The sequence below is a fragment of the Paenibacillus filicis genome (assembly GCF_038070315.1).
In the GTDB taxonomy this organism is placed as follows: Bacteria; Bacillota; Bacilli; order Paenibacillales; family NBRC-103111; genus Paenibacillus_G; species Paenibacillus_G filicis.
On sequence record NZ_JBBPCC010000024.1, the window covers coordinates 105,822 to 130,334 of the forward strand.

26 protein-coding genes are annotated in these 24,513 nt (G+C 46.9%); 9 read left to right on the forward strand and 17 right to left on the reverse strand.

Annotated elements, in window-relative coordinates; translation table 11 throughout:
- Nucleotides 1-86 precede the first annotated feature (86 nt).
- Entirely contained in the window at nucleotides 87-1,466 is a 1,380-nt protein-coding gene (locus WMW72_RS28610; protein WP_341419005.1) for an MFS transporter, read from the reverse strand.
- Nucleotides 1,467-1,586: 120 nt separating this feature from the next.
- On the opposite strand from WMW72_RS28610, the gene WMW72_RS28615 reads away from it, so the two are divergent.
- Nucleotides 1,587-1,946: an ArsR/SmtB family transcription factor gene (locus tag WMW72_RS28615; protein ID WP_341419006.1), complete on the forward strand. Its 360-nt coding sequence runs from the start codon at nucleotides 1,587-1,589 to the stop codon at nucleotides 1,944-1,946.
- Nucleotides 1,947-2,050: 104 nt separating this feature from the next.
- On the opposite strand, the gene WMW72_RS28620 is transcribed toward WMW72_RS28615, so the two are convergent.
- Nucleotides 2,051-3,442 (reverse strand): sensor histidine kinase, encoded by a 1,392-nt coding sequence (locus WMW72_RS28620; RefSeq protein WP_341419007.1) that lies wholly within the window; start codon nucleotides 3,440-3,442, stop codon nucleotides 2,051-2,053.
- A 6-nt stretch (nucleotides 3,443-3,448) separates the two neighbouring features.
- Entirely contained in the window at nucleotides 3,449-4,156 is a 708-nt protein-coding gene (locus WMW72_RS28625) for a response regulator transcription factor (protein ID WP_341419008.1), read from the reverse strand.
- 169 nt (nucleotides 4,157-4,325) lie between these two features.
- On the opposite strand from WMW72_RS28625, the gene WMW72_RS28630 reads away from it, so the two are divergent.
- The 4 genes from WMW72_RS28630 to WMW72_RS28645 are packed head-to-tail and all read left to right on the forward strand — an operon-like array spanning nucleotide 4,326 to nucleotide 7,363.
- Entirely contained in the window at nucleotides 4,326-5,243 is a 918-nt protein-coding gene (locus WMW72_RS28630; RefSeq protein WP_341419009.1) for an ATP-binding cassette domain-containing protein, read from the forward strand.
- Nucleotides 5,244-5,248: 5 nt separating this feature from the next.
- Entirely contained in the window at nucleotides 5,249-5,992 is a 744-nt protein-coding gene (locus tag WMW72_RS28635) for an ABC transporter permease (protein ID WP_341419041.1), read from the forward strand.
- 12 nt (nucleotides 5,993-6,004) lie between these two features.
- Nucleotides 6,005-6,733, forward strand: a complete 729-nt coding sequence (locus WMW72_RS28640) for an ABC transporter permease (RefSeq protein ID WP_341419010.1) — start codon at nucleotides 6,005-6,007, stop codon at nucleotides 6,731-6,733.
- A gap of 51 nt (nucleotides 6,734-6,784) precedes the next feature.
- Nucleotides 6,785-7,363 carry a hypothetical protein gene (locus WMW72_RS28645; protein WP_341419011.1) on the forward strand — a complete coding sequence of 193 codons (579 nt, stop codon included), beginning with the start codon at nucleotides 6,785-6,787 and terminating at the stop codon, nucleotides 7,361-7,363.
- Nucleotides 7,364-7,404: 41 nt separating this feature from the next.
- On the opposite strand, the gene WMW72_RS28650 is transcribed toward WMW72_RS28645, so the two are convergent.
- Entirely contained in the window at nucleotides 7,405-8,148 is a 744-nt protein-coding gene (locus WMW72_RS28650; protein ID WP_341419012.1) for a DinB family protein, read from the reverse strand.
- A 164-nt stretch (nucleotides 8,149-8,312) separates the two neighbouring features.
- Here WMW72_RS28650 and WMW72_RS28655 point away from each other — a divergent pair, with 164 nt between their 5' ends.
- Both WMW72_RS28655 and WMW72_RS28660 read left to right on the forward strand, forming a co-directional pair.
- Nucleotides 8,313-8,792 (forward strand): RNA polymerase sigma factor, encoded by a 480-nt coding sequence (locus WMW72_RS28655; protein WP_341419013.1) that lies wholly within the window; start codon nucleotides 8,313-8,315, stop codon nucleotides 8,790-8,792.
- Nucleotides 8,789-9,118 carry a zf-HC2 domain-containing protein gene (locus tag WMW72_RS28660; RefSeq protein ID WP_341419014.1) on the forward strand — a complete coding sequence of 110 codons (330 nt, stop codon included), beginning with the start codon at nucleotides 8,789-8,791 and terminating at the stop codon, nucleotides 9,116-9,118. The genes WMW72_RS28655 and WMW72_RS28660 overlap by 4 nt, the downstream gene beginning before the upstream one ends.
- 109 nt (nucleotides 9,119-9,227) lie before the next feature.
- On the opposite strand, the gene WMW72_RS28665 is transcribed toward WMW72_RS28660, so the two are convergent.
- From WMW72_RS28665 to WMW72_RS28675, 3 genes are all read right to left on the reverse strand, one after another.
- Nucleotides 9,228-10,226, reverse strand: a complete 999-nt coding sequence (locus tag WMW72_RS28665) for a hypothetical protein (RefSeq protein WP_341419015.1) — start codon at nucleotides 10,224-10,226, stop codon at nucleotides 9,228-9,230.
- 230 nt (nucleotides 10,227-10,456) lie between these two features.
- Nucleotides 10,457-12,013 (reverse strand): ABC-F family ATP-binding cassette domain-containing protein, encoded by a 1,557-nt coding sequence (locus WMW72_RS28670; protein WP_341419016.1) that lies wholly within the window; start codon nucleotides 12,011-12,013, stop codon nucleotides 10,457-10,459.
- A gap of 193 nt (nucleotides 12,014-12,206) precedes the next feature.
- Nucleotides 12,207-12,887 (reverse strand): TetR/AcrR family transcriptional regulator, encoded by a 681-nt coding sequence (locus WMW72_RS28675; RefSeq protein ID WP_341419017.1) that lies wholly within the window; start codon nucleotides 12,885-12,887, stop codon nucleotides 12,207-12,209.
- Between the two features lie 141 nt (nucleotides 12,888-13,028).
- Here WMW72_RS28675 and WMW72_RS28680 point away from each other — a divergent pair, with 141 nt between their 5' ends.
- On the forward strand, nucleotides 13,029-14,378 hold the full coding sequence (locus tag WMW72_RS28680; protein ID WP_341419042.1) for an MATE family efflux transporter: 1,350 nt from the start codon (nucleotides 13,029-13,031) through the stop codon (nucleotides 14,376-14,378).
- Between the two features lie 271 nt (nucleotides 14,379-14,649).
- Here the strand turns inward: WMW72_RS28680 and WMW72_RS28685 are convergent, their stop codons facing one another.
- Nucleotides 14,650-15,573, reverse strand: a complete 924-nt coding sequence (locus tag WMW72_RS28685; protein ID WP_341419018.1) for a GNAT family N-acetyltransferase — start codon at nucleotides 15,571-15,573, stop codon at nucleotides 14,650-14,652.
- Between the two features lie 170 nt (nucleotides 15,574-15,743).
- Complete coding sequence (locus WMW72_RS28690; RefSeq protein WP_341419019.1) at nucleotides 15,744-16,739, reverse strand: hypothetical protein; 996 nt, start codon at nucleotides 16,737-16,739, stop codon at nucleotides 15,744-15,746.
- 330 nt (nucleotides 16,740-17,069) lie between these two features.
- Here WMW72_RS28690 and WMW72_RS28695 point away from each other — a divergent pair, with 330 nt between their 5' ends.
- Nucleotides 17,070-17,489, forward strand: a complete 420-nt coding sequence (locus tag WMW72_RS28695; protein WP_341419020.1) for a hypothetical protein — start codon at nucleotides 17,070-17,072, stop codon at nucleotides 17,487-17,489.
- Between the two features lie 263 nt (nucleotides 17,490-17,752).
- Here WMW72_RS28695 and WMW72_RS28700 read toward each other — a convergent pair whose 3' ends face one another.
- The 8 genes from WMW72_RS28700 to WMW72_RS28735 all read right to left on the reverse strand — a co-directional run bounded on the left by WMW72_RS28700 (nucleotide 17,753) and on the right by WMW72_RS28735 (nucleotide 24,475).
- On the reverse strand, nucleotides 17,753-18,487 hold the full coding sequence (locus WMW72_RS28700) for a TraX family protein (RefSeq protein ID WP_341419021.1): 735 nt from the start codon (nucleotides 18,485-18,487) through the stop codon (nucleotides 17,753-17,755).
- A 31-nt stretch (nucleotides 18,488-18,518) separates the two neighbouring features.
- Nucleotides 18,519-20,408 (reverse strand): FtsX-like permease family protein, encoded by a 1,890-nt coding sequence (locus WMW72_RS28705; protein WP_341419022.1) that lies wholly within the window; start codon nucleotides 20,406-20,408, stop codon nucleotides 18,519-18,521.
- A 115-nt stretch (nucleotides 20,409-20,523) separates the two neighbouring features.
- Complete coding sequence (locus WMW72_RS28710) at nucleotides 20,524-21,291, reverse strand: ABC transporter ATP-binding protein (RefSeq protein ID WP_341419023.1); 768 nt, start codon at nucleotides 21,289-21,291, stop codon at nucleotides 20,524-20,526.
- 199 nt (nucleotides 21,292-21,490) lie between these two features.
- Nucleotides 21,491-22,504: a sensor histidine kinase gene (locus WMW72_RS28715; protein WP_341419024.1), complete on the reverse strand. Its 1,014-nt coding sequence runs from the start codon at nucleotides 22,502-22,504 to the stop codon at nucleotides 21,491-21,493.
- Entirely contained in the window at nucleotides 22,501-23,172 is a 672-nt protein-coding gene (locus WMW72_RS28720) for a response regulator transcription factor (protein WP_341419025.1), read from the reverse strand. The genes WMW72_RS28715 and WMW72_RS28720 overlap by 4 nt, the downstream gene beginning before the upstream one ends.
- 174 nt (nucleotides 23,173-23,346) lie before the next feature.
- A complete protein-coding gene (locus tag WMW72_RS28725; RefSeq protein WP_341419026.1) occupies nucleotides 23,347-23,514 on the reverse strand; it encodes a hypothetical protein in 168 nt (55 codons plus the stop codon).
- Nucleotides 23,515-23,738: 224 nt separating this feature from the next.
- Nucleotides 23,739-24,092 carry a c-type cytochrome gene (locus WMW72_RS28730; protein ID WP_341419027.1) on the reverse strand — a complete coding sequence of 118 codons (354 nt, stop codon included), beginning with the start codon at nucleotides 24,090-24,092 and terminating at the stop codon, nucleotides 23,739-23,741.
- Between the two features lie 179 nt (nucleotides 24,093-24,271).
- Nucleotides 24,272-24,475 (reverse strand): twin-arginine translocase TatA/TatE family subunit, encoded by a 204-nt coding sequence (locus tag WMW72_RS28735; RefSeq protein WP_341419028.1) that lies wholly within the window; start codon nucleotides 24,473-24,475, stop codon nucleotides 24,272-24,274.
- Between the last annotated feature and the right edge of the window lie 38 nt (nucleotides 24,476-24,513).

Sequence of the window (24,513 nt, forward strand, 5' to 3'; positions counted from 1 at the left end):
ATTGAGATTTGCGAAAAAAAAACATACCAAAAAAGCTCAAGCCACCCCATACATCAGGGCTCTTGAGCTTTCACATATCATAAGTCTTAAGAAGCTTGGACGGAACGCCACGCCGAACGCAGGTACACAACTGCACAGATAATGGACAAAATAACGATAACGGTCAGGCCCCAATAAATATTGCTATAGGCACTGGCCAACGGCAGATCCTTCTGCAGGACAAGCGCGCTGGCTGTCGCCGCCACACCGAACGCTCCGGTGAAAAATTGAAGGAGCTGGAACAAGCCGAGTCCCGACCCAATCTGCTCAGGCTCCAGAATTCTGGACATTTCATTGGAGATGCTGCTCGATAAGGCGGTGAAACTCGTGCTCATCAGCATATAAATAACCAGAATGGCCACAAACGAAGTTCGCTCGAACAAGGCGAACAAGACCACCGAGGCGAGCATCATCAGAGGCGCAACCCGGATGATGGAGCTGTTGCCGCGATTATCGATGAAGCGACCTACGCTCCTGGACACCAGCATCGCGAGGAAGGCCCCAGGGAAGATGATCAGGCCGGTTTGGATCGCGCTCAGGCCATACTGCTTCACGAGAATTTGCGGCATTAGAAACAGTGTCGCGAAGCTGCACAGGTAAGCTGCAATCCCGACCGCGCCGAGCACCAGATACGATCGGTTCGCAAAGAGTGACGGGAGTACGAAAGGCTCCTTGGCAGAACGAATGCGAAGCACGAACAAAATAAGCGAGACCAACCCGGCAATCAATGCGACCGGGGAATGACTTGTCAGGAATAAAAGAAGCCCCGTCGTTCCAACACTAATGAAAAGTGCGCCCAGCGCGTCGAATGAGCCTTGCTGCGATTCTTCCTTAGGAATCAGCGCGGCGAATAAAGGAACCAACAGTATCGTTATCCCGGTGACGACGAATAAAACATGCCAGCCCAGAAATTCAACAATTGCTCCGCCGACGACCGGACCGAGGCCAAGGCCGAGCGATACGGACGACATAATCAGCGCCATCGCCTTCCCCCGTCTCTCCAGCGGGATGTAGCGGGAGATCAACACCAGGGACAGGGCCGGGATCGCACCTGCTCCCGTAGCTTGAAGAATACGGACGAGCAGCAGCATGATGAAGCTGTTGCTGAACAACCCGGCGATAGCCGCGAGGCTTAGCGACAGAATAGCGATAATGAATAGCCTGCGGATCGGAATGAAGTCGGCCAATCGGCTATACGTGATCGATGAGATCGCGAATACGATGGAATAGCCGGTGACGATCCACGAGGTGGAAGCAGCAGATAATTGAAAAGCTTCGGCAACGTCCGGTAAGGCCAGATTGAACATCATCGTATTCATGATGACGAGCACGATCGCAACCCCCAGCAGGGAGAGGACGATCCCTTCCTTCATCACGCTTGGTTTCCCCGCTGCCTGAGTTGTGTCATGTACAGCATGGTTATTCATGGTTCTCCTCCTCTTTCTTTATTTCGAAAGTTCGATTGTCATCGAATAATTGTATTTAATATAGCATGCGTTGTGGTATAATGCAATCATAAAAGCTTTACAAAGAGGAGGCTCTCTCTCATGAAAGTTCTATTCCATCCGGACGTAGCAGACTTGCATTTATCCTCTGTCCTGTATGCTTTAAGCGATCCGATCCGATTGCTAATCGTCTCAGAGCTCCGCAACAACCAGGAGTGCACCTGCGGGGATATCTCGGTGCCTGTCGTCAAATCCACACTATCCCATCACGCCCGCACCTTGCGGGAAGCTGGCATCATCAAGGTCCGTGTCCAGGGTACACAGCGTCTTCTGTCCTTGCGAACGGAGGATCTGGAATTACGTTTTCCCGGATTGCTTTCCTCTATTCTCGATGCCTTCGAAACGTCGGAAGAAAAGAAACAGCTGCTGAGGGCGCAAGGAACGGTAGTCGGCCGTTTCTAGGCAAGCCATTCGCCGGGGACGTCATTCATACCCTAGCGCAAAAGCCCTCCCCGCTCATCTGACCGGAGAAGGCCCACTCTATAATAGAAGAAAGCATGGACTTGCTAGCCTGCGCTCTGTAGAGCCGGCAGCTCCAGTACAGCCTCCAGCCCTTGACCTGGTCCGCTGCGGAGTATGAGTCGTCCATGGTGAGCCTGGGCAATTCTAGCCACCATGGGCAGTCCGAGTCCATGACCGTTAGCGGCGAGGCGTTTGCGGGACGAGGCATACGGCAGCTCCAGCAGACCGGATAACTCCTCCGGTGGGATGCCGCGGCCGTTATCCGTTACCTTCAAGCGGCACGTGACGCCTCCAGGCTGCAGGGCGGCTTCGATGCGGATCTCACAGCCCTGCGGGTTATGGCGGACGCTGTTCTGCACCAGATTGGCAATCGCTCTCAGCAGCAGCTTCTCATCCGCCTTAACAGCGATGCTCTCATCCGTTATGTGCAGCGTAATCGAATATCGGGCATCCAGCCCCTGATTTAGAAAGTCGGATACCGTCTGCCTGGCGGCCGCGGACAGTCTCATCCGCTTAACATGCAGCGGCTGCATATCATACTCCAGCATGGACACGAGATTCAGGTCCTGCACGAGTGAGCGGAGCTTCTCCCCCTGCTTGCGGATAATACCCGCATACTGCCGCTGTTCCTCAGGCAGTTCCCCGTGCTCCTCGAGCTCACTGGCATAGCCGAGCACCATAGACAGCGGTGTGCGGATATCGTGAGAAATCCCCGCGATCCAATTCGAGCGGGCCTCATCCTTGGCTTTGAGCGCTTTATTCTTGGCCTGAAGTATCCCGGAGGTATGGTTGATGCTTTGAGCCAGATCGTTCAGCACCCCACCCGGTTCGACATGCACCTGCTCTTCCTTGGCTAGGCCGTGAATGCCTGCAACTAGCGGCTTGATCGCACGTACCATCCGTGTGCCGATCAGCACCGACAGCAGCAAGGCCAATACGATGTTGCCTGCCAGCAGCAGCAGCGACCTAAGCGGCAGTGTACTGACCCAGCTAACCGGAAACATGAACTGGTACTTCGCATAGCTGGTTTTCGGGTAGCCGACCACCAGAAGACCGTCCTGATGCTCCCAACTGTACACGGGGTATTCCATCAAGTAATGACGGGAAAACTTGGCCGCATCTATCAAGCTGTACGAGAGGGGGATTTCCTCCGGCAGCTTATATCTCCACGCCACTTGGCCATCCGGGCCGATCAGCATAGCCCAAGCCTCCGCCTGATTCAGCCGTTCCTCTTCTCTGCTACTCAGCCGATAGTCGCCCCCTTCCCGGCTTAGCGCCTGCGCCGTTTCTTTCACCACCGCACCGGGAGACTGCCCCTCATTCATTCCCTTGAAAATCAACGTCCCCAGCAGCACCAGGTTTACGATGACTAAGAGGGCGAACATCAGCAGGGTAATCCCGATGAATCGCCTCAATATGCGGATCATGCCGTCCATCCCGAGTTACTCCTTTACCTGCAGCTTATATCCGAGTCCTCTGACCGTAAGCAGATGTTTGGGCTTCGAGGGATCTCGCTCGATCTTCTCCCGGATGCGCCGGATGTGCACCATCAGCGTATTCTCGTAGCTGTACGCATCATCCCCCCAGACCGACTGACAGAGGGCATCGGTTGTGACGATCCGACCCTGGTTCTCATACAGCTTGACCAGCAGCCCCCGCTCCTTGGGCGTCAGCGGAATTTCCTCCCGATCACGGGTCACCATCGCCAGTTCCAGATCCACCACCCATCCGCCCAGTTGGAAGCAAGGCAGGCTCTCGGAGACGACCGGTGCATATACACGCTTCAGAATCGCCAGCAGCCTCAGGATCAGCTCGCGGGGCAAGAAAGGCTTCACAAGATAGTCGTCCGCTCCGAGTCCAAGCCCCAGCAGCCTGTCTTCGTCCTCACCCCTCGCCGACAGAAACAGCACTGGCAGCTGGGAGAACTGCCGGATTCGTGTCAGCACCGCGAAGCCATCCAGGTCTGGAAGCATCACATCCAGAATCGCGATATCCGGCTTTTCCAGCCGGCAGATCGACAACGCCGATTCCCCGTCCGGCGCTGAATAAATCCGGTAAAAGCCTTCCTTGCGTAAAAACATCTCCACCATCTGCCTGATCTCCGGCTCATCGTCCACAAGCAATATTTTTTTGTCCTTGAGTATGTCCACTCAGCATCACCTGACCCTATTATACATGCCCGCGAATCTGTATGCTGCTTCTTACAAGCCGGGGAGATGAATTTAAGGCTAGTGTAAGGTTGGCGTCAGCCTGTCGCAAGCTGCTAACGCTACAGTAGGTGGTGAGCACAGAATCTATGAATGGGAGCTGAATAGCCACATGAGCGCCGAATACATGGTCGCCACCTACAACCTGTCCAAGTCGTACAACAGTGTCTACCGGGTAGACACTCTCAATCTGAATGTCAGGCAAGGCGAGATCTACGGCTTCCTCGGACCGAACGGAGCCGGAAAGTCCACCTCGCTCAAAATGCTGCTCGGCCTAACCCAGCCGTCTGGCGGACGAATCACCTTATTCGGCAAGGAGCTAAGTCAGCACCGCATATCCATTCTCAGCCAGGTCGGTTCGTTGATCGAATCCCCCTCCTACTACGGGCACCTGACCGGCTTGGAAAATATGCGCGTGATGAAGCGGCTGCGGGGCGTACCTGAACGGAATATCCGGGAGGCGCTGGGCATCGTCCGGCTTGAGAAGCACCAGCACAAGCGGGTCGATCAATATTCGCTCGGTATGAAGCAACGGCTGGGGATAGCCATGGCGCTGCTTGCCTTTCCCCGGCTGCTCATCCTCGACGAGCCGACCAACGGACTCGATCCGGCCGGAATCGGCGAGATTCGCGAGCTGATCAAGTCCTTGCCCGGACGCTATGGCATCACCGTGCTGATCTCCAGCCATCTGTTATCGGAAATCGAGCAGATGGCCACGTCAGTCGGCATTATTCATGAAGGGAAGCTGCTGTTTCAAGGAGACTTGACCGAGCTGCAGGCCCGAGGACAATCCTCCGTATCCTTCACAACCCAGGATGCCGCTTCCGCGGAAAGCCTGCTGCTAGCAAGCGGGTTCCAGCCCGTGAATCGTCAAGGGCGCCTTCATATCGAAGGCATGCAGGACGAGCAGATTGCCGAGGCCAATCGGCTGCTGGTGAGTGCGGGAATTCCCGTCATCCGGATTGAGGAGCATAAGAAAAGCCTAGAAGAAATTTTTCTAGACTTGACGGGAAGGGAGCGAACATTGTGATCCAGATGCTGGCCTTGGAATTTTACAAGCTGCGCCGCAAGCGGATTCTGGTCATGATGACCCTATTCCTGGGGGTGCAGCTGATCTGGATGCTAATGTCCATAAGCATCTACATGTCCAGAAATACCAGCAACGCTTCGTGGGAGACCATCCTCGTCATGGCCGGGTCCATCAACGGACTGTTCTTGCCCCTGATGTCGGCCATCGCCATCTCCCGCGTCTGCGACATGGAGCATAAGGGAAATACGTGGAAGCTGCTGATCCCTGTCGCCGTCAAGCGCAGCCGGCTGTACCTCGCCAAGTACGCCTGTGCCAATCTGCTGCTTCTCTACTATGTGCTGCTGCAAGCAGGGGTGATGGTGGCCTTCGGGCTGGTCAAGGACTTCGCGGGCCTGGTCCCCATCCGCCTGCTGCTGGCCTTTCTCGGCGGAACCATCCTGGTCAATCTGGCCGTCAGCGCACTGCAGCAATGGATCTCACTGGCCGTGAGAAACCAGGCCTTCGCCCTCTGCCTCGGCATGGTTGGCGGCTTCATCGGCATGGCCGCCAGCTTCTTCCCGGAGCCTGTCCGCCGCTTCCTCATCTGGTCGTACTATACCGGTCTGAATCCCGTACAGATGGTGTATACTGGTCAAACGGCGCAATACGAGCTTCATTCCATCCATGTCGGCTTGCTGCTGGCTGTAGGGATGGTTTCCGTGATTCTGTATTTGGCCGGAAGCCTTCAAGTCTCCCGGCAGGATATGTAGGAGGTGGTTACGATGTGGCAACAAACCTTTTCCGCCGAGTGGCTCAAGCTGCGCAGATCCCGCCTGGGGCTCGTATTGGCTGTCCTTCCGGTGCTCAGCCTGCTGATGGGCTGCGCCAACTTTGTCATCAACCAAGCCGTGCTGCAGAATGGTTGGTACAGCCTGTGGACCCAGGTCAGCCTGTTCTACGGCGAGTTTTTCCTGCCCGTGCTGATCGCGATCTGCTGTGCCTACGTCTGCCGCCTGGAGCATATGAATCACAATTGGAATGCCCTCCTGACCGCCCCCGTCTCTCCGGCGAGCGTCGTGCTCTCCAAGCTAGGGGTCGTAAGCGTCCTGATCGCAGGCGTCCAGCTGTTGTTTGTCGGGCTGTATGTGGGAGCGGGACTGACACTTGGACTAGGGAACTCCCTGCCTCCTGAGCTGCCCGGATGGGCACTGAGGGGTTGGCTTGCCTCCGTCGCCATCGGCGCCGTGCAGCTCATGCTGTCCATGCGCATCCGCAGCTTCGCCGCCCCGGTCGGCATCGCGCTGTGCGCGGTGTTTCTGGGGTTGGGGTTGTATGTGGCTAAGCTAGGCTACCTTTCTCCCTACTCCCTGCTGACGCTGGGGATGGGCGTGCTGAGTCAGGAGAGCTTGAACGTGGTGGAGAACGGAGCATTTATGTTGATGAATATGCTGTTCACGGCCGGCTTCACGGCGTTGACAGTTAGGGGATTGCGGCGGGGGGATGTGGGTTGAAGGAGCAGCCGTCTTCTGTTTCATGCCGATTCGGTTTTAGAGGCAGGGCCCTTGTCCGAGACAAAGCTATTTTTTAGAATGGCTCACGATTGTTTCACGGATCAATGGGGGTTCTCTGTCCCTTTTTCGCTGCATCATTACGATGAGGATCTGAAACATCTTCCCATTTGTTTGCGTCTTGTTGACGAAGTAATGAGTAGCTTGAACAGTAGACTCAAAACCTATGGAGGAACTGGCTTCATTCCGGAGCACGGTTCAAGAAACAAAGTCTGCTTCGACTTTCTTTATCGCTTTCTAGTCAACATCATCGATTCAAAAGCGACGATCATAGTCGATTATGGACTCAATAATCTTGAGGATGTTAGAAAATTAGATCAGTGGATTACAGAAAGAGGCGGAGAACTCATCACGATACATTGTGTCTGCAATGATGAAAAGATCTGGTCAGCACGGCTTTCTGAACGAAGCAACAATCCGCTCCCCAATCAACTCATCACTAATTTATCTGAGTTAAAAGAACATTATAAGGAATCGGGGCCAGCGTTTTTTGAAGAAGAATTAGTTGTGGACACGGCTACATCAATACCTATGAATATGGATAAAATCTTATCCTATTGCACTAACCGATAACTGCCGTCTAATAGGCCGCAGCGTTGCTCTATGATTCTGAGTCATAGACCCATGCTGCGGCTATTAGGGTTTTGCGCTTGCCGGTTTGATTTTTTCATCTTTTTCTGCAGCTTATCCTTGATACGGACGCATTTGTTCAAATGTAAAAAGTTATGCCTTGTTGCTGGCATCAGCACAAGTCCGGCAATCGTCTTCTTGCTCCAATATTCAGCAATACCGCTGGCTTCTTGAAGGATAGCCCCTTCCTCAAACAGCCTTCGGATTCTACGATCTTGAACTTTATCTTTGAACCCTCCTGGTTGCAGAGACGAAATAATCAGCCTAGTTTGTTTGCCTACAGCGATCCGATAATCTAATAGAGCATCCATATCAATATGAAAGCTGAGTTCTGCGATATCTTCGTCACTCATGCTGTTTCCGCTGTGGGTGAATCTGACGTCCATTTTGTGCAACCAATGATCGGAATGCAGCACCTGCTCGCTGTCAGCAACTAGAATATTCATCGTCATGTCTTCGACTCTTGCTATATGCCAGAGATGCCATGCGATTGAGTTCTTTGTATCCGTAGCCTGTACAGGGTACTCCCTCAATGTACGTTCCTCCAGACCCTCCCAAACATCATCCTCTAATGTATGGATGCAGCCATTCACCATCTTCGAAGCGTACAACAAAGCGTGATGCTCGAGAAATAGTTCAATCGCTCGAGGATGTTCATTTGGAACTAAGATCATTTCAGTTAATCTCTTATGCGTTTCATTCCAAGCCCTTCGTTGTTCCAAATCCATGGAAATCCACTCCAATATAAGCTGTGATATTTGATATGGAAATGATAGCTATACCTAGTTTATCATGAAAGATTCCAGCAGCCTTAGAATAAGCGATGAAAAGAAAATAAAAAATCTTGAAACGCTTTGGATAGATTTGAGTCTTATCCATAGGAGGTGACAAAGTGACAGGCTTCGATGCCATCTATAAACACTACTTTTCTGATGTATACAAATACGTACTGTCTCTTAGCCGAAATGAAGCCATTGCGGAAGAAGTTACGCAGGAGACCTTTTTCAAGGCTATGCAGAACATTGATCGATTCAACGGAACGTGTAAGTTGTACGTATGGCTCTGCCAGATAGCGAAAAATACTTATTTTTCATGGTCCCAGAAACAGAAGCGTACGCTTCCCGGTCTGGATACGGACTGTTCATCAGATCGAGCACCGGATATAGAAACTAGCTTTCTCGACAAAGACGCAGCGCGTCGGTTACATATTCGGCTCCATCATCTGAACGAGCCGTACAAAGAGGTTTTTACTTTACGCGTGTTTGGAGAGCTGCCCTTCTCACAGATCGGCGAGTTGTTCGGGAAAACCGATAGCTGGGCGAGGCTGATCTTTTATAGGGCAAAAAAACAACTGCAGGAGGAATTTCGATGAACATATCTTGTGCCATCATCAAAGATTTGCTGCCCTTGTATCACGATGGTGTCTGCAGTAATGAGACGAAAGCCATGGTCGAGGAACACCTTGCTGCTTGTGATAGCTGCAAAGCCGAGTTACAGGCTATGGACGATGAGCTGCCCATGAACCAAACAGAGCAGAATTTGAAAGAAGCCGAAGCCGTACAAAACCTGTCCAGGAGGTGGAAAAAAGGAATGCTCCAATCTTTGTTAAAAGGAGTTTTTATCGCGATAACAACAATAGCGATTGTTCTTCTTGTGTTGTATGTTTTTGTGGATGTCAAGGTTGTGCCGAAAGCCTAATTCTGTTAACAGGGAATACTCCATGATTCGGAAGCCGCTGTTTTCTGTCCGTGAGGAGCCGTCACCCTACCGTGACGGCTGGATGCAGAAAGTGACCACCAATCGAACTTCACTCCGTCAGACCTGTTTTCAACGAAATTCCCCAACCAAATTTCTCATTAGAGGAAAGTTCCGCTCGGATGGTATTTGAACCAGCCTGCCATGAGACAGGAATACTCACGAAATCCGGACGAATACGCCCGTCATGTTTAGGAGGACTCCAGTTCCAGGAACCATCATACACCGCTTCGTCATTCATCCAAAGCCGAAGATGATCACTAAACCCAAACGATACAACAGAACTCTTCTCCTCGGCTACAGCAACTGTACTTTGGATTTGAACGGTGGCTCCGCTCGAAGCCGGATAAAGTCTGTTCACGTTTAAAGTTCCATTTTCTTCAACAAAAGCATGCTTCCACTCCGACTCAGCCGGTCGTTCCTTCCCCAAGTATGGCTCGGATATTACCCACTCTGTTACAAAGGATTGAGCTTTTAAGTGATCAAAATCAGTAGTCCGCTCATCCACTGCTTTCGGCTCAATCTCCTCAACGGTCAATTCGCGGATATAAACGGGGACGAAATTCCAGAATCCAATTTTCCCTGCTCGTTTCCCATGCTGAAGATTTGGGATCACGAGTTGTGGAACCGGATCTTCATCCAAATAGACCCAAGCCCCTTTTTCTTGAACGTCGATTCTAAACTTTCTCCATACTTTCGTAGTATCCGGTAGGGGCGTTTGATAGTACGGTCCATGATAAATTTGCCATGTCATCGACCCGTTCATGATAGGATCATATTGAATTTCGAAAGGACCCAGATAAACCAATTCAAAATTAGAGGAATCACGTGATCCAAAAATGAACCCGATAAATCCAACTTCCTCAGGAATGGCAACTTCGGCTTGGATACTAAACGCTTGATACGGGATTTCTTCCTTGAGAAAAAAGGCTCCATTCATGTTCTTAAGAAACAATGCCTCCCGATCCTTCCAGACCGTCACACGTGCACTTGAATCACCGAACTCAAATTGATCGAGATCTTTGCTTAAATTCCATACCATTTTGTTCATGGGAAACTCCTAGTCATTGTTGATAGGCACTAATATGCCTCCATTGATAGATTACCATATTTTTATATTTTTCAGCATTATTGTATAAAGAAAAACACTCGGATCTCCCCGTATACAGATCTGGCCCTTCTTCACTGCTTCTGCCAATAAAAAAGCCTGTAGACCCTGCTCCAAAAGGAGCATTGTCTGCAGGCAGAGGCTGCCTCTATGAGACAGCCCTTGTTGCATGTTTAAAATACTTTTGTCGTCCACGATTCGCAGTTCCAGGTATCCGTCACGACATCGCGGTAAAATTCGGGTTCATGGGAAATCAGCAGAATACTGCCCTTATATTCTTTAAGCGCACGCTTGAGCTCATCCTTGGCATCGACGTCAAGGTGGTTGGTCGGCTCATCGAGCACCAGCAGGTTCGTCTCACGATTGATGAGCTTGCACAAGCGCACCTTCGCTTTCTCACCGCCGCTTAAGACCGCGACCTTGCTTTCGATATGCTTGGTGGTCAGGCCACATCTGGCCAGAGCCGCCCGAATTTCAAACTGGGTGAAGGACGGGAACTCTTTCCAGACCTCTTCAATGCAGGTGTTGTAATTCGCATCTTTGATTTCTTGCTCGAAATAGCCAATTTCCAGCAGATCGCCGAGCTTGGCCGAACCTGCAACGGCCGGAATTTGGCCGAGAATGCTGCGCAGCAGCGTCGTCTTACCGATTCCGTTCGCACCCACGAGCGCAATTTTTTGCCCCCGCTCCATGCTCAGATTCAGAGGTCTCGACAGCGGCGAATCGTAACCGATCACGAGATCCTTGGTTTCAAAAATCACCTTGCCGGACGTACGACCCGTCTTGAAGTTGAATTGCGGCTTAGGCTTCTCCTTAGCCAGCTCGATAACATCCATTTTATCCAGCTTCTTCTGGCGGGACATCGCCATATTCCGTGTAGCCACGCTGGCCTTGTTCCGTGCAACGAAGTCCTTCAAGTCGGCAATTTCCTGCTGCTGCCGCTTAAAGGCAGATTCAAGCTGTTGCTTCTTCGCCTCATAGACCTGCTGGAAATAATCATAATCCCCCACATAACGCGACAGCGCCTGATTCTCCATATGGTAGATCAAGTTGATCACGCTGTTCAAGAACGGAATGTCATGGGAAATTAGAATGAACGCATTCTCGTATTCTTGCAAATAGCGCTGCAGCCATACGATGTGCTGCTCGTCGAGATAGTTCGTAGGCTCGTCAAGCAGCAGGATGTCCGGCTTCTCCAGCAACAGCTTAGCGAGCAGTACCTTGGTCCGCTGACCGCCGCTGAGATCATGGACGTCCTTATCCAACCCGATGTCTGTAAGTCCCAGTCCACGGGCTGTTTCATCCACCTTGGCATCGATCATATAAAAATCCTGATTCGTTAACGTATCCTGGATCGTTCCGACATCCTCCAGCAGCTGCTCCAGCTCCTCCGGGGAGACCTCGCCCATTCTGCCGTACATGTCGTTCATCTCTTGTTCCATATCGAATAAATATTGGAACGCTCCGCGCAAAACATCGCGAATCGACTGGCCCTTAGTCAGCACGGCATGCTGGTCCAGATAGCCAACCCGCACGCGTCTGGCCCATTCGACTTTACCGTCGTCCGGCTGAAGCTTGCCGGTGATAATATTCATGAAGGTGGATTTACCTTCCCCGTTGGCCCCAATCAGGCCAATATGCTCGCCCTTCAGCAAGCGGAAGGATACATCGCTGAAAATCGCGCGGTCCCCGAACCCGTGACTCAGCCGTTCTACATTAAGTATACTCATGACTTTGCACCAATTCCTTTATCAAAGATATTCTCGTCATATTATAAAGGTTCTGGCCGCGTAACTCCAGATGGAGATGAAAAAATTAAAATAAAGAGAGTCGAATGTCACTTGTACCCAACATCGATCCTCGATCCATTGGGAATTGGGATATGGATAGATGGGTTTTGTCCGGATGAACGGTTTTTACATTCTACTTCTCCTGCTCCTTGATCACTTGCTCAATCCCCAACAGAATCAGCCTCAATCCGAACTCAAACGCTCCGTCGGTCCCCATCAGTTCGAACAGCCCGTTCGTGAACATCCTCTTGAACAATCCTGCTTCCGTCTCGCTCATGGAGTCCAGAAGGCGAATCATCTCCTCACCCGGAATTTCTTCCTCCTCCTTAAGGATTGCGGAGACAATACGCTCATGCTGATAATTGTCTAGGACGAAGTGGAAGACATAGTTCACAAGCGTAGTAACCACTTGCATTTTCTGCTCTTGTTCAAGCGGCGTCGATTCCACACAGAGCAGCATACGGTTGGTGAAGCGGATGATGTCCGGTTCGTGGGGCAGCGTCATCATCATGAGCTGTGTGGAGCAGGGATACCGGCTGAGCACACTCCGTACCGTTACCGCAAACCCCGTCAGCTGCTCCTTCCAATCCCCCTCGGAGTGGAACTCCTCCAAGATCATTTTCGATATCTGGTTGGCCAGACGCTGATAGAGATTCTGCTTGCTTTTGAAGTACCAGTACAGAGAGGGAGCCTGAATCCCCAGCCGGTCGGCCAATCGTCTCATGCTGAACTTCTCGATGCCATCCTCCCTCAGAAGCTCCCACGAGGTCTCCAAAATCTTCTCCTCCGAAATCTGAGGCTGCTGCTTTTTCATCGGTATCCGCCCTTCTATCTTACAGTGTTAGTTTTTACTTTACAGATGCATAAGTTAATGATATCATCTTACACTGTAAGGTTCAATCTTACAGTGTTAGTCAATTATACACCCAAATAAATGAAGAAAGTAGTGACACACATGGATGCAGAAAACCTCCATTACTTTGAGAAAGCATCGATCGCAAAAGCCGTAGCTCACTTCGCTGTACCGATGATGCTAGGCACGTCAATGGGTGTGATATATTCCATCTTGAATGCCTATTTCCTTGGTACACTGGGCAATACGGCCATGTTAACCGCACTCGCACTAACCTTGCCGTTATTCGCGATCATTATGGCGCTAGGCAATTTGATCGGCGTGGGTAGCGGTACATTCATTTCCCGTTTGCTGGGAGAGAAAAAATATGACGATGTCAAGCATGTGTCTTCATTCGCCTTTTACAGCAGTCTAGTTCTCTGCATGATCGTAATGGCTGTCGGGCTCCCGTTGATCGATCCAATCGTTCATGGCCTGTTGGCAACGCCTGACTCCTTCGGATTCACGAAGGACTATGTCACGATTATGATTATTGGCTCACCATTCATCGTATTATTCCTTACGCTAGAGAATATCTTGCGCTCCGAGGGTGCAGCCATCACGTCGATGATCGGCATGATTCTCAGTGTTGTCGTGAATACTATGCTCGATGCGCTCGTTATCTTCGTCTTCCATTGGGGCGTGATCGGCGTTGCGTCTGCTACGGTCATTTCTAACCTGGTTGCGAGTGTGTTCTACGCCTTCCATATCGGATATAAGAGCGAATTCTTAACGATCTCCGTAAAATGGTTCAAGGCTACAATGGACATTCTGAGCCATGTATTCAAAATCGGAGTTCCCGTCTTTGTTATGAGTGTCTTCCTTGGTGCTATGTCGCTTATCTTCAACCATTTTCTTGTCGAATATGGAGATCGGGCCGTAGCGGCTCACGGAATTTCATCACGTTTATTGCAATTTCCTGAGTTTATTCTGATGGGATTATGCGAGGGAGTCGTTCCGTTGATTGCCTTCTCTTTTACAGCGAATAAATTACGCATGAAGCAGACCATTGGATTTACGATCAAAGTGATTGTGGCGTTAGCAGTCGTCTTCGGCATCATCGTCTATCTGATTTCCGATCACTTAATTGGTTTATTTACGAATGACCCGCAATTAATTGAAATGGGGAGCTACATTCTACATGTGACGTTCTTATCCTTGTTCATTACAGGAATGACCACGTTGTTTACGGGGATCTTCCAAGCAACAGCGCAAGGAACCGCCGCGTTGATTATGTCAGTGATTCAAGGAATTACTTTGATTCCTGTGTTGTATATTGCCAACCGAATGAACGGCTTCCACGGAGTGGTCTGGTCGCTCGTCATCGCGGATGCTGTCGCTTTTCTTGTTGGTGCCATCATGCTGTATGTTCTGCGGACCAAATTGCAGCCGGATTTGGATTATTCAACATAAGGGTACTCCCGATCCTGCCTTTTTAGGTACATGCAAATCGAAAATAGCAAAGCAAAACATGCAGATTGCAGAACTGACAGGGCAAAGCCTCAGCTCATTCAGTAAGACTTCTACGCAACGGTGCTACTCAGCCATATAGCTTCTGAAGCGTAAGATCAAAAACATGCCGTTACTTACCATAAGGTTCACCGTGCTGTCTGTAACGGTAAGCTATTTTAAGAAAAACAGGCCATCCATTGTGGGACGGCCTGTTGCTTTTCATATGGGAGGGTTATTTTAGCTCATAATAATCCATCGTCGAGGTTTCCACGAAACCGCAGGATTGATAGAGCCGAAGTGCATGGGCGTTCTCCACGGCCACTTGCAGCATAATGTCCCCTGCGTTCGCTTCCTTCAGCTTATCTATCGCTTCCAAGAGAGTTGCTCGTCCATATCCCTTGCCACGATACTCGGGCAGAACGCCCAGACCATAGATGCCCCCGATGCCGGGGGACAGCTGGATATGGACTTTCCCGATGACCTGTTGGTCAACTTCTGCAAGATAGATGGTCATGCCCCTCTTTTCTTCCTCCTCAGGCAGGATCATCCCTTCCATTAGACCGCTTGTCTCCTCTTCCCCCAGCTTATCACCAAAGTATATTGCATTCTGCCTGTGAATCTCCCACGCGTCGGAATTTGTCGCCTTTCGAAATATAAGGCTCTCTAAGTCATTGTGTATCTCCGGTCGATTCACCCGAAGATACATCTCATGCTCCGAATGATGGTACCTTGCTCCGGTTCCTTGAATGAACGCTTGCCCGGCTTCTGACTTCCGATCGCTTAAGAGAAGCATACTGTCGGGAGATCTGCGCCTCCACTCTGCCATAACCAGCCTACTTAATGTCCCAAACACGCCTTGGCGCCTGTATGCTGGATTCACCATGCCATTCACTTCGAGCGGTGTGCCCGCGCCGCCGAATTCACAAATCCCCATATAACCAATCAACTCATGTCCATCGAAGTACATGAATTCATTGATTTGGCGGATCCCCGCACAGTCTTTCCCTGAATATACGCCAAGCTTGTAGTCCAACTCGAGCTTCAGCGTCGTCTGATCTTCGCGGATGCACCGTTCTTGGAGCCTGTTAATCAAGTCATAGTCTTCTTGGTCGATTCCTTCTCTGAGCTTCAACCACGGGTTATGGATAGTCTTCATGTGACACCTCTATGGGTCCGATTGTCGTATTCCTTTGCTGTAAGTCTATCGTAGCATGACATTATCTCCGTTCCACTGTCCTATTAGGGGCCGCAGAAAAGGAGGTGATTCTTCTAGTCGATAGCAGTGAAACGTGACTTCACAATCTTGCTGTGGGATTAAGATATGCTTCACTGTAATATTTTCACAGTTACAGAAACGTTGCCAGATCCCCCCTGTCCACTAGCCTTTACGTTAAATTTATCACCAGGTCTTGAAGAGTTATAAGCCCCTGTAAATGTATTAAATTTATCAGCTTGAACATTTGAAAACCATTTAACAGCTTGTCCGGTTGTCATATTGTTTAAGCCGAAGTTAACACCAGCAACTGTACCTGATGCATATTCTACGTAGAAATCAGGCTCACTACTTGTAAATGAAAAGTCCGAACCAAGTTTAACACTCTGAGTACCATCTGTGTTCTGAGGTACGCTTATCGTACCGTTAAAAATATCAATGGCTCTTAAAGAAACTGTGCCTTCAGTTGTATAATCACCATAAACTACACTGAAATCGGGTGATAATGTGTAGCCATCCGGTGTGAATCCATTTTCCATATCTATCAATAGATTTCCATGTTTGTCATAAACATCGCCATTCACTAACTGATAGCCTTTGTCTAAAGTGTTAACTGATTTAACAGTAAACGTTGCATTTCCACCAGTTGACGACACATCGTTAGAACTAACAGCAAATTTATATTTTGTCCCTATAGTCAAATTAGTAAAAACTCCGCCACTGCCTACTTGAAGTGTTGAATGACCAGAAACCAAAGTACCATTATCATATTTTAATGAAACATTATAGGTAGTTCCACCATTCAATGTATGAAGAAGGAAAACTGCATCAGTAGAATCAGCAGTGAACTCTCCACAAACAACGCCTTGATTACCATTAGTATTTTTGGACATATACACTCCAGCCTTATTCCAGAAGGTTGTTAGTGCATGAATAGTTTCAAACTGACTAGGTGTAATTTCTGAAAAGTAAACGTTAAGGGGTAATTTTTTCTCAGAAATAACTGGTGTATTAGGAGTTGACTGTTCTTCAGCAAAAGCTGAACCAGAAAGCAGTAATGAAAAACTTAAAACAGCAGCAGAAATTCTACCCATTCTTTTTGTTTTCATACAAAAACCTCCATGATCATTTATAATAGGTCACTATAAATTTCATTTTTTCTGTGAAAAGAAAGAATGATCCAACTCATTTTATGAACCTGCTTCATATTTGTGAAAACTCCCTAGATTTATTTAATTTCAGTACATATTTAACTTTTATTACGCCTTTACCCCGATTGCATCTACCGTTTTGTTTACGAATTTGATGAATATCTCTTTCATAACATTATATTCAAAAAATTACCTATTCCTCATCATATCACACCGTGGGAAGTATTGGACAATAATCGGAACCCGGTGATACACTGAGTCATATTGGAAAAGCAGGAGTGAACGCTAATGAGCTGGGATGTTCTCATCATGAAGGAGAAATATGATTTCGACACATCAGGGGAGAGTCAACCTGATATTGCTCCTCTCGGCAAACGGGACGGAATCATTAAAAAATTGACACAATGTATGCCTAATTTGGATTATGGGGATGAAGCGTGGGGAATCTTGAATGATGAAGGTTACTCGATCGAATTCAACACAGGAAACGAGGAAATTGTGGACTCCATTATGCTGCATATCAGGGGCGGAGGAACTGTGATGGATACCATCCAATTGGTTTGTGAAACGTTGGGTGCATATGCGCTCGATACATCTGACTGTGCCTATATTGATTTTATGCAATCTGATCAAGCACAGGAATCATGGGAGCGATTCCAGAAGTACCGGGACAAAGTTTTAAGCAAAGCGAAAGATACTCCAACGTGATCATATGTGGCAGCGTGCACTGCCATCCTCATCATATTGCTTACGGAATTGAGTAACTTCAGAAACTGCTGTTTTCAAGTCCGTACGGCGCTCCTCCTATATGCGCACTTCCTTCAGCTACCAATAAACTTAATACATCGCTTTCTACAACAGCGGACGTTTTCAGAAAAAATTTGGCGACCGTTTCCCGGTGAAATACCGAAAAACGATCGCCGTTTACATACCTGTTTCTTAATGGCGCAGACTTTAAAAGTTCATCTGGTTCATACCTGCCTCCACATAAATTCCACTGTTTTTAATATCCACAAGTGCAAAGGATAAAAGACGTAGAATAAATACTTAGAAAAATGGTTGCTTAACCCTCTTTCTCCACGATATAAAAGTATGAATGGAATGACTGTTATGAATAAGAAATCTGAGTTAATCATGAGCATCTGTATGGTCTCAGATACGGTTTCATATGGCACATAGGATATCAAAAATAATCCAACGGATAGCAAGGCATATCCTATCATTTTCTTGCTCATACTTCTTCTGAAAAAGTAGGTTATGAGTATAAAGGGGATCTGAACCATTCCTCCCTCTGTGAAAAACAACCCCACAGGAATAAGCAACAAAGCTCCAGCTATGAATCCTATTCTGCTTATGCCGGCCCTCTTCTTACTCTGTTCAAACAAGCTGATGATGATAAGCCCTACTGCCAATGTCATAAATATATTGTTATATATTCTAACCTGCTCCGAAGCGAACAAACCATTTATAATCAAATTTCCTATTTGCATAAAGACCGCAAAACCTAATAATCTAAGATTATAGTTGAGTTTGTTTCTAGTATGGAATAATCCTTCAACCATCAAAAATGCAAACATCGGTGCTACGAATCGTGATAAAGGATGAAACCATACAGGAAATACCTCTGGAAAAGAAAAATATAGATGATCCATCAACATCACGAGAAGCGCAATGATTTTTAATTGAAATGCGTTTAATTTTATCATTTTAACGTCCCCTAGGAGTCTTAAGATGAAATTAGTTACTGCTCTTTATCATACTTCTAGCTCCGATATACGTGGCCAGAAAATACCCTCCGTAGACGATGCATATAAAAATCGCAGCAAATACGATATGGCTTGCCATACTAACGGTTCCGAATCGCTCAACAACATCCTTGGCTAGCTTCAATCCCACCACAGAATGGAGTACAGCCAAACTTAACGGCGTAAAAAAGTAGATCCCAATTTGGATAAAGATCGACTTGTTGATCATCTTCTCTTCCGCCCCTATTTTTCGCAAAAGCTTATATCTTTCCATACTATCCGCACATTCCGATAACTGCTGAAGCGCTAAAATCGCTGCACTGGCTATCAGGAATACAAGGCCTAAGTAAATGCCCAAAAAGGAGAAAGTCATGGCCAGTCCTTGCCCGGAAGCATAGACCTCTGCTTTGCTAATTTGGTGGAATAAATTATACCCATCTTGATCTTTGGGTCCCTTCTCTAATAAACCCTTTACTAGATTAGCAGCCTCTTCATTATGGTTATGCTTGTATTGAATAGATAAGCGGCTTGAACGTGGTATCGGTTCTAGGCTTTCGACAACATGATCCTGAAGCACAATTGTTCCGTAATTCCTGGATTCATAATCTACTTCTATGTTTACATAGATGCCATGATTATATCGGGGTGTGAACTCTGTACTCCCCAGCTTGATGATACGTTTGTCCTTAATAAAGTTGCTGTATGCAGCGGCCATATCATCCTGATTAAAAGTCAGCACATATTGATTGGTTCCCAGATCAACCGTATCTTTTCCCTGGAGCGCCATGAGCTTGTTGTAATCCGTCAGTCTTATCGCCTTAAGGTTCCTTGCTCCGAATTTCATGTTGTACGTTGTCTTTTGTTTTAAATTTGCAAGATCCTGAGTATCCAATAATTGATCATAAGGAAGGGCCGTATCGTATTCCTTGTACTCGACATAATCGGCTGCCCAATCTTTGAGCCTGATATCATGGTTTTGAAGCTGCTCGGTCATATTCCCCGATTCACCCAAATACCGTATAGTCGCATCATAAGGTGTCTTAAATGCTAGTCCCTTGGATATCCCCTTATTGATACCTAATCCTGACGATAAGATCCCAATGGTTATAAATAACATCAGACATATGAAAGCCATGGTCATAAAGTTTGTATTGATCTTACTGTTGATTTGCCTGGCTATAAACATAATCAGATTTTTAAAATAGACTTTACCGCTCGACTGGACGACTTGCATGGCGAATCCAGCTAAGGATTTAAAGAACAAAAACGTTCCAACAGCTCCGAGCAGCATCGAACCATAGAAATATTCATTGATTTCAAGTATGCCATTTCGCAAAATCAGGATATATGCTGTTATCAACACCATGATGGATAAGAAAAAAAGGAGGGTGGAGAGCTTTTTATTTGTCATTTTTATACTTTCGTTTTTGCGGGAAGCATAGAGTAAATCGATCAATTTATATTTGGATATGGAGACATAGTTGAATAACATGACACATATAAAAATGATACCAAAACAGCCAACCGTCTTTAGCAAGGCACTTTGTGAAAAGATAAATCGATATTTCATCGTATCGACTTCAAACATGGTTGCTGTAAACAAGGATAATCCCTGCGAAAAAAACAATCCTAACAATAGGCCTGCACCAAGAGAAAGGGTACCTATGATCAAGATCTCTGTAAATAAAATACGGGATATTCCATTTTTACCCATCCCTAGCGTCCTATAAATGCCTAACTCTTTTTTTCTTCTCCTAATTAAAAAATGATTGGCATAGATGATTAAAAATCCAAGAATCATGGCTACGAAAATAGAAATGAAACCAATGAATTTTGTTATTAAATCAACGATTTCTTTTTTCGACTGATTGATATCTAACATGACCTTTTGTGCATCCAATGAGTTAAAGGAGTAAAAGATACACACCGCAAAAGTCAATGTTAGAAAATATATGGCATAATCTCTGAAGCTTCTTTTAACATTTCTTAGAGATAAGCTATAATACACGGTTCACGTCACCTCCAAGCAAGGTTACGACTTCCATAATTCGATTGAAAAACTCCTTTCTTGAGTTTTCTCCTCTCACCAACTCATTAAAAATCTTGCCATCTTTAATAAATAGGATTCTTTCGGCATAACTCGCTGTAAAGGCATCATGGGTCACCATTAAAATCGTAGCCTTCATTTCTTTATTTAACTTTTCGAAGGATTCCAGGAGCATCCTAGCCGATTTTGAATCCAAAGCACCGGTCGGTTCATCTGCTAAGATTAACGAGGGTTCCGTTATGATCGCCCTAGCCGCGGCCACTCTCTGCTTTTGTCCCCCGGACATCTCATAAGGAAACTTATTTAGAACTTCCCTGATTTCCAGCTTTTTTGCTACCGTTTCTACTAAGGTTTTGATCTCTACAAAGCTTCTTTTTTGGATCGTTAAAGCCAAGGCTATATTTTCATAAGCAGTAAGGGTATCTAGAAGATTAAAATCCTGGAAGATAAATCCAAGCTCCTCTCTTCTAAAAGCATCCAGAACGTCAGCTTTCATTCTGGTTATATCCTTACCATTGATGACAATACTTCCAGTCGAAACATTGTCTATCGTGGAAACACAATTAAGCAATGTTGTTTTTCCACTACCGGAGGGGCCCATTACCCCTATAAAATCACCCTTTTCAACTTCAAAGCTGATATGATCAATAGCTTTGGTTATAGTTCCCTTCTTTCCGTAATACTTTTCTACATGATCCACCTTTAAGATTGGTTCCATTTTCTTCTCTCCTACATGATTTGTCATTTGTGAGTATATCCTTTATAGGCTTATTATGAACTCATAGGGCAATACCTCATATTGAAGTGCGTGACATGAATCTTTCATTTTTGAAAGACAGAAAACGGTTCAAATAAAAAAAGAGTCCCGTGAATGCATGTCGCATGCTTTCCAGACTCTAACCTCATATTTATCCATCTTACTCCATGGTTGAGAAATCGCCCACAGGAAAAATGATACTTATTTTCGTGCCTACACCCTTATTTGACTCGGCTTTAATTCCCAAACCTAATTTATTAGCAAGTTTATGGCAGATATACAGCCCCATCCCTGTAGACTTTCCAAATATTCTGCCGTTTTCTCCCGTAAAACCTTTATTAAAGATTTTATTTAAGTCTGTTTTTGAAATTCCTACTCCATTATCTTCGATGATCAAGGTGATATTGTCTTTATTTTTTTCAGCATAAAGACTTATTTGCGCCTCTTCTTCCTTCGTGTATTTAATCGCATTGGTTACGACTTGATTGATGATAAATTCAACCCATTTGGCATCATTATAAATAGGAACATGTAAAGCACCTAAATTTAACTTAATTTTCCTATAAATAAAGGATTTTGAGTTTTTCCTTGCCACATTTTTAATTGAATCCATTAAACAAAATTTCTTTATGATGTAATCTTCACTGGTATTCGTGCTTCGTGCATAATATAGAACCTGTTCCACATGTGCTTCAACTTTATTAAATTCCTCTTCAATTTTTTTCGTGATCTCAGTTTTATTATTCTCGATAATAAGCTTACCTGACGCAATAGGAGTCTTAATTTCATGGACCCAGGCCTCCATATATTCTCTATACTCCCCCTCCTTCTCCCTGTATTCTTTGATATGTTCATGCATATCCCGATTTGTAGCCGATATGATTTCGTGAAGGATCTGACCGTCCACAAAATCTGGCTCATGTATGATTTCACTTAATAAATATTTCTGGTCTAACTGGTATAAGCTGCTCAACAAATTCTTATAATAATGATTTTTTCGGATATAGTCATAAATCAATAGAGATAGAATAGGAAAAAACCATACGCATATGGTGTATAAAATAAAATAGCTCTGAACACCCATAAAATAAAGGAAGGACGCCAGAGCAAAGGCTGCTACCGTATTTATAAGGAGAAACACTAGTTTTTCTTTGAGATACTCCATTTTTCTCATTCGACGATATACCCCAATCCCCGCCTTGTTTCAATCATTTCGCCAGTCCCTATTTCATTCAGTTTTTTCCTAAGTCTTGTAATATTGACGGATAAGCTATTATCATCAGCGAAATAATCCGCGGACCATAGATATTCCATGAGTTCTTCCCGTGTCACAATACTTCCTTTATTTTTTATCAAATAAGCTAATACTTTCAACTCATTTTTTGTAAGCTCCAATGTCTTTTCTTCAAACCTTATACTTCCGTTAGCCAAATTTAGCTGTAAGCCTCTATAGGAGATCACATCTGCATCTTTACCCTGATCGTATGCCCTTCGTAACACAGAAAATATTCTTGCCAATAGAATCTGTGTATGATATGGCTTTGTAATAAAATCATCAGCGCCCAGGTTCATGCTCATCAGCTCGTCAGCTTCGCTATCTCTGCTCGTCACAATGATAATAGGCACTTGTGATTTTTTACGGATTTCTCTACAAATATAATACCCATCAAAAAAAGGCAAGTTAATATCTAGAAGGATTAAATCCGGATTCTTCGAATTCACGTATTCCATAATATTGTTAAAAGAGTTTGGAGCCTCTACGATGTAGCCATACCTGGACAAAAGCTCTCCCAATTCCAGTCGGATGGTTTCAGAGTCTTCAATAACTAAAATTTTATACATAGCAGGTCTTCATCCTTTGATTCTTTTAATTTAAACGATCCTGTAAGTGAGACTTTGCTTGCGCTTCCTTTTTCCCATGGCTTTAAGTATAACTTATTTATCGCAGCCTTGTGTATCCACCTTATGGGTTCATAAGATACGGCCTCGGCAAGCTTGATTTTATCCACCCGATTTTTAGAAAAAGGCTCTTTTCTGCTCGGCCATCTTGAAAACCATTCTGCGCGCGGCACCCACCCGAAGCATCGCTTCCTCGGGGATCATGACGAGCCGCGATAGGCAGGCAACTTCGTACACCTCCCGGATCGACAGTTGGTTTCCTGGCAGCAGCAGCGCTTCCTTCAATCCCCTGCAACAGCGCATGCGGTGGTTGTTTCGGACATCGTCGTTCTCACTTCGGTCTGTATCATCCAGTTAAACTCAATCGATTACCGCTAAAACACAGACGTTTAGTCGGTTATAAGATATAAAAAATCCCACCTTCCCTATAGACAAGGAAAATGGGACTTTCAACAGTCAGATCAGGTCTATCATTATGTATAACGATAGGTACATCTTGTAATCCAATATTAGCCGTCAGGTTGAGAAGCCAGCCACTTCGCCAATCCTTCTGTCTCCGCTTCCGTCAGCCGTTTCTTGAAGGCCGGCATCTGTTTGCCGCCTGATGTGATCTGCTCTGCAATCCGGGCAGCGGTGAGCCTCTGCCCGACCTGCTGCAGGTTCGGGCCGACCCCTCCAGCCAGATCCTGCCCGTGGCAGGCGAGGCAGTTGGCCTGGTACAGCTTCTCCACCTCACCGGCGGGCAGTGCCGGATGGTCATCGCCTTGGTCCGACCCCGCCGAGCCGCAGCCAGCCGCCAACAGGCTGACTGCGAGGAGCAGAGCGCATGCGGTTGTTTTCTTGCGCCGCCTTCTCGTCTTCATATTTCCCCTCCCGCCGGAGCTGAGCCTGAGCTTTCTTGTGCGTAACGGGACCCCATCGTTCCCGCCCTTCCACCGTGACAACGCCAACACTCCGTCAGCGCGACGTTCCCGACCAGCCCGCCGGGAACGCCACCCGTCAGCCCCATGGCGATAAAGAAAGCAAACGTATGTCCACTGCACTAGCTCGACTTCGCCCCGCCTTCCCCACTCTTCTCAGCCGATCGGCGCCCAGCATCCTCATCCTGGGTCAACGCCCTGGCCCCAGCCTTAAACTCACTCAAGGTCGTGCCAATCGCTCGCCCAAGCTGAGGCAGCTTGGAAGGGCCGAACAATAGCAGCGTGACCACGATGATCAGAATAAAGCCGCTTGCTCCGATGTTCATAGGCATTTCCCGCCACATCCTTTCCTTCTATTATATAG

What these genes read in the sequence shown, in the direction of transcription:
- WMW72_RS28620 (WP_341419007.1), bottom strand. Translation starts at nt 3,442, where the DNA reads ATGGACGGCATGATCCGCATATTGAGGCGATTCATCGGGATTACCCTG.
- WMW72_RS28720 (WP_341419025.1), bottom strand. Translation starts at nt 23,172, where the DNA reads ATGTATAAAATTTTAGTTATTGAAGACTCTGAAACCATCCGACTGGAA.
- WMW72_RS28715 (WP_341419024.1), bottom strand. Translation starts at nt 22,504, where the DNA reads ATGAGAAAAATGGAGTATCTCAAAGAAAAACTAGTGTTTCTCCTTATA.
- WMW72_RS28735 (WP_341419028.1), bottom strand. Translation starts at nt 24,475, where the DNA reads ATGAACATCGGAGCAAGCGGCTTTATTCTGATCATCGTGGTCACGCTG.
- WMW72_RS28615 (WP_341419006.1), top strand. Translation starts at nt 1,587, where the DNA reads ATGAAAGTTCTATTCCATCCGGACGTAGCAGACTTGCATTTATCCTCT.
- WMW72_RS28670 (WP_341419016.1), bottom strand. Translation starts at nt 12,013, where the DNA reads ATGAGTATACTTAATGTAGAACGGCTGAGTCACGGGTTCGGGGACCGC.
- WMW72_RS28635 (WP_341419041.1), top strand. Translation starts at nt 5,249, where the DNA reads ATGCTGGCCTTGGAATTTTACAAGCTGCGCCGCAAGCGGATTCTGGTC.
- WMW72_RS28630 (WP_341419009.1), top strand. Translation starts at nt 4,326, where the DNA reads ATGAGCGCCGAATACATGGTCGCCACCTACAACCTGTCCAAGTCGTAC.
- WMW72_RS28660 (WP_341419014.1), top strand. Translation starts at nt 8,789, where the DNA reads ATGAACATATCTTGTGCCATCATCAAAGATTTGCTGCCCTTGTATCAC.
- WMW72_RS28685 (WP_341419018.1), bottom strand. Translation starts at nt 15,573, where the DNA reads ATGAAGACTATCCATAACCCGTGGTTGAAGCTCAGAGAAGGAATCGAC.
- WMW72_RS28640 (WP_341419010.1), top strand. Translation starts at nt 6,005, where the DNA reads ATGTGGCAACAAACCTTTTCCGCCGAGTGGCTCAAGCTGCGCAGATCC.
- WMW72_RS28695 (WP_341419020.1), top strand. Translation starts at nt 17,070, where the DNA reads ATGAGCTGGGATGTTCTCATCATGAAGGAGAAATATGATTTCGACACA.
- WMW72_RS28675 (WP_341419017.1), bottom strand. Translation starts at nt 12,887, where the DNA reads ATGAAAAAGCAGCAGCCTCAGATTTCGGAGGAGAAGATTTTGGAGACC.
- WMW72_RS28730 (WP_341419027.1), bottom strand. Translation starts at nt 24,092, where the DNA reads ATGAAGACGAGAAGGCGGCGCAAGAAAACAACCGCATGCGCTCTGCTC.
- WMW72_RS28700 (WP_341419021.1), bottom strand. Translation starts at nt 18,487, where the DNA reads ATGATAAAATTAAACGCATTTCAATTAAAAATCATTGCGCTTCTCGTG.
- WMW72_RS28610 (WP_341419005.1), bottom strand. Translation starts at nt 1,466, where the DNA reads ATGAATAACCATGCTGTACATGACACAACTCAGGCAGCGGGGAAACCA.
- WMW72_RS28665 (WP_341419015.1), bottom strand. Translation starts at nt 10,226, where the DNA reads ATGAACAAAATGGTATGGAATTTAAGCAAAGATCTCGATCAATTTGAG.
- WMW72_RS28705 (WP_341419022.1), bottom strand. Translation starts at nt 20,408, where the DNA reads ATGTTAGATATCAATCAGTCGAAAAAAGAAATCGTTGATTTAATAACA.
- WMW72_RS28680 (WP_341419042.1), top strand. Translation starts at nt 13,029, where the DNA reads ATGGATGCAGAAAACCTCCATTACTTTGAGAAAGCATCGATCGCAAAA.
- WMW72_RS28710 (WP_341419023.1), bottom strand. Translation starts at nt 21,291, where the DNA reads ATGGAACCAATCTTAAAGGTGGATCATGTAGAAAAGTATTACGGAAAG.
- WMW72_RS28650 (WP_341419012.1), bottom strand. Translation starts at nt 8,148, where the DNA reads ATGGATTTGGAACAACGAAGGGCTTGGAATGAAACGCATAAGAGATTA.
- WMW72_RS28690 (WP_341419019.1), bottom strand. Translation starts at nt 16,739, where the DNA reads ATGAAAACAAAAAGAATGGGTAGAATTTCTGCTGCTGTTTTAAGTTTT.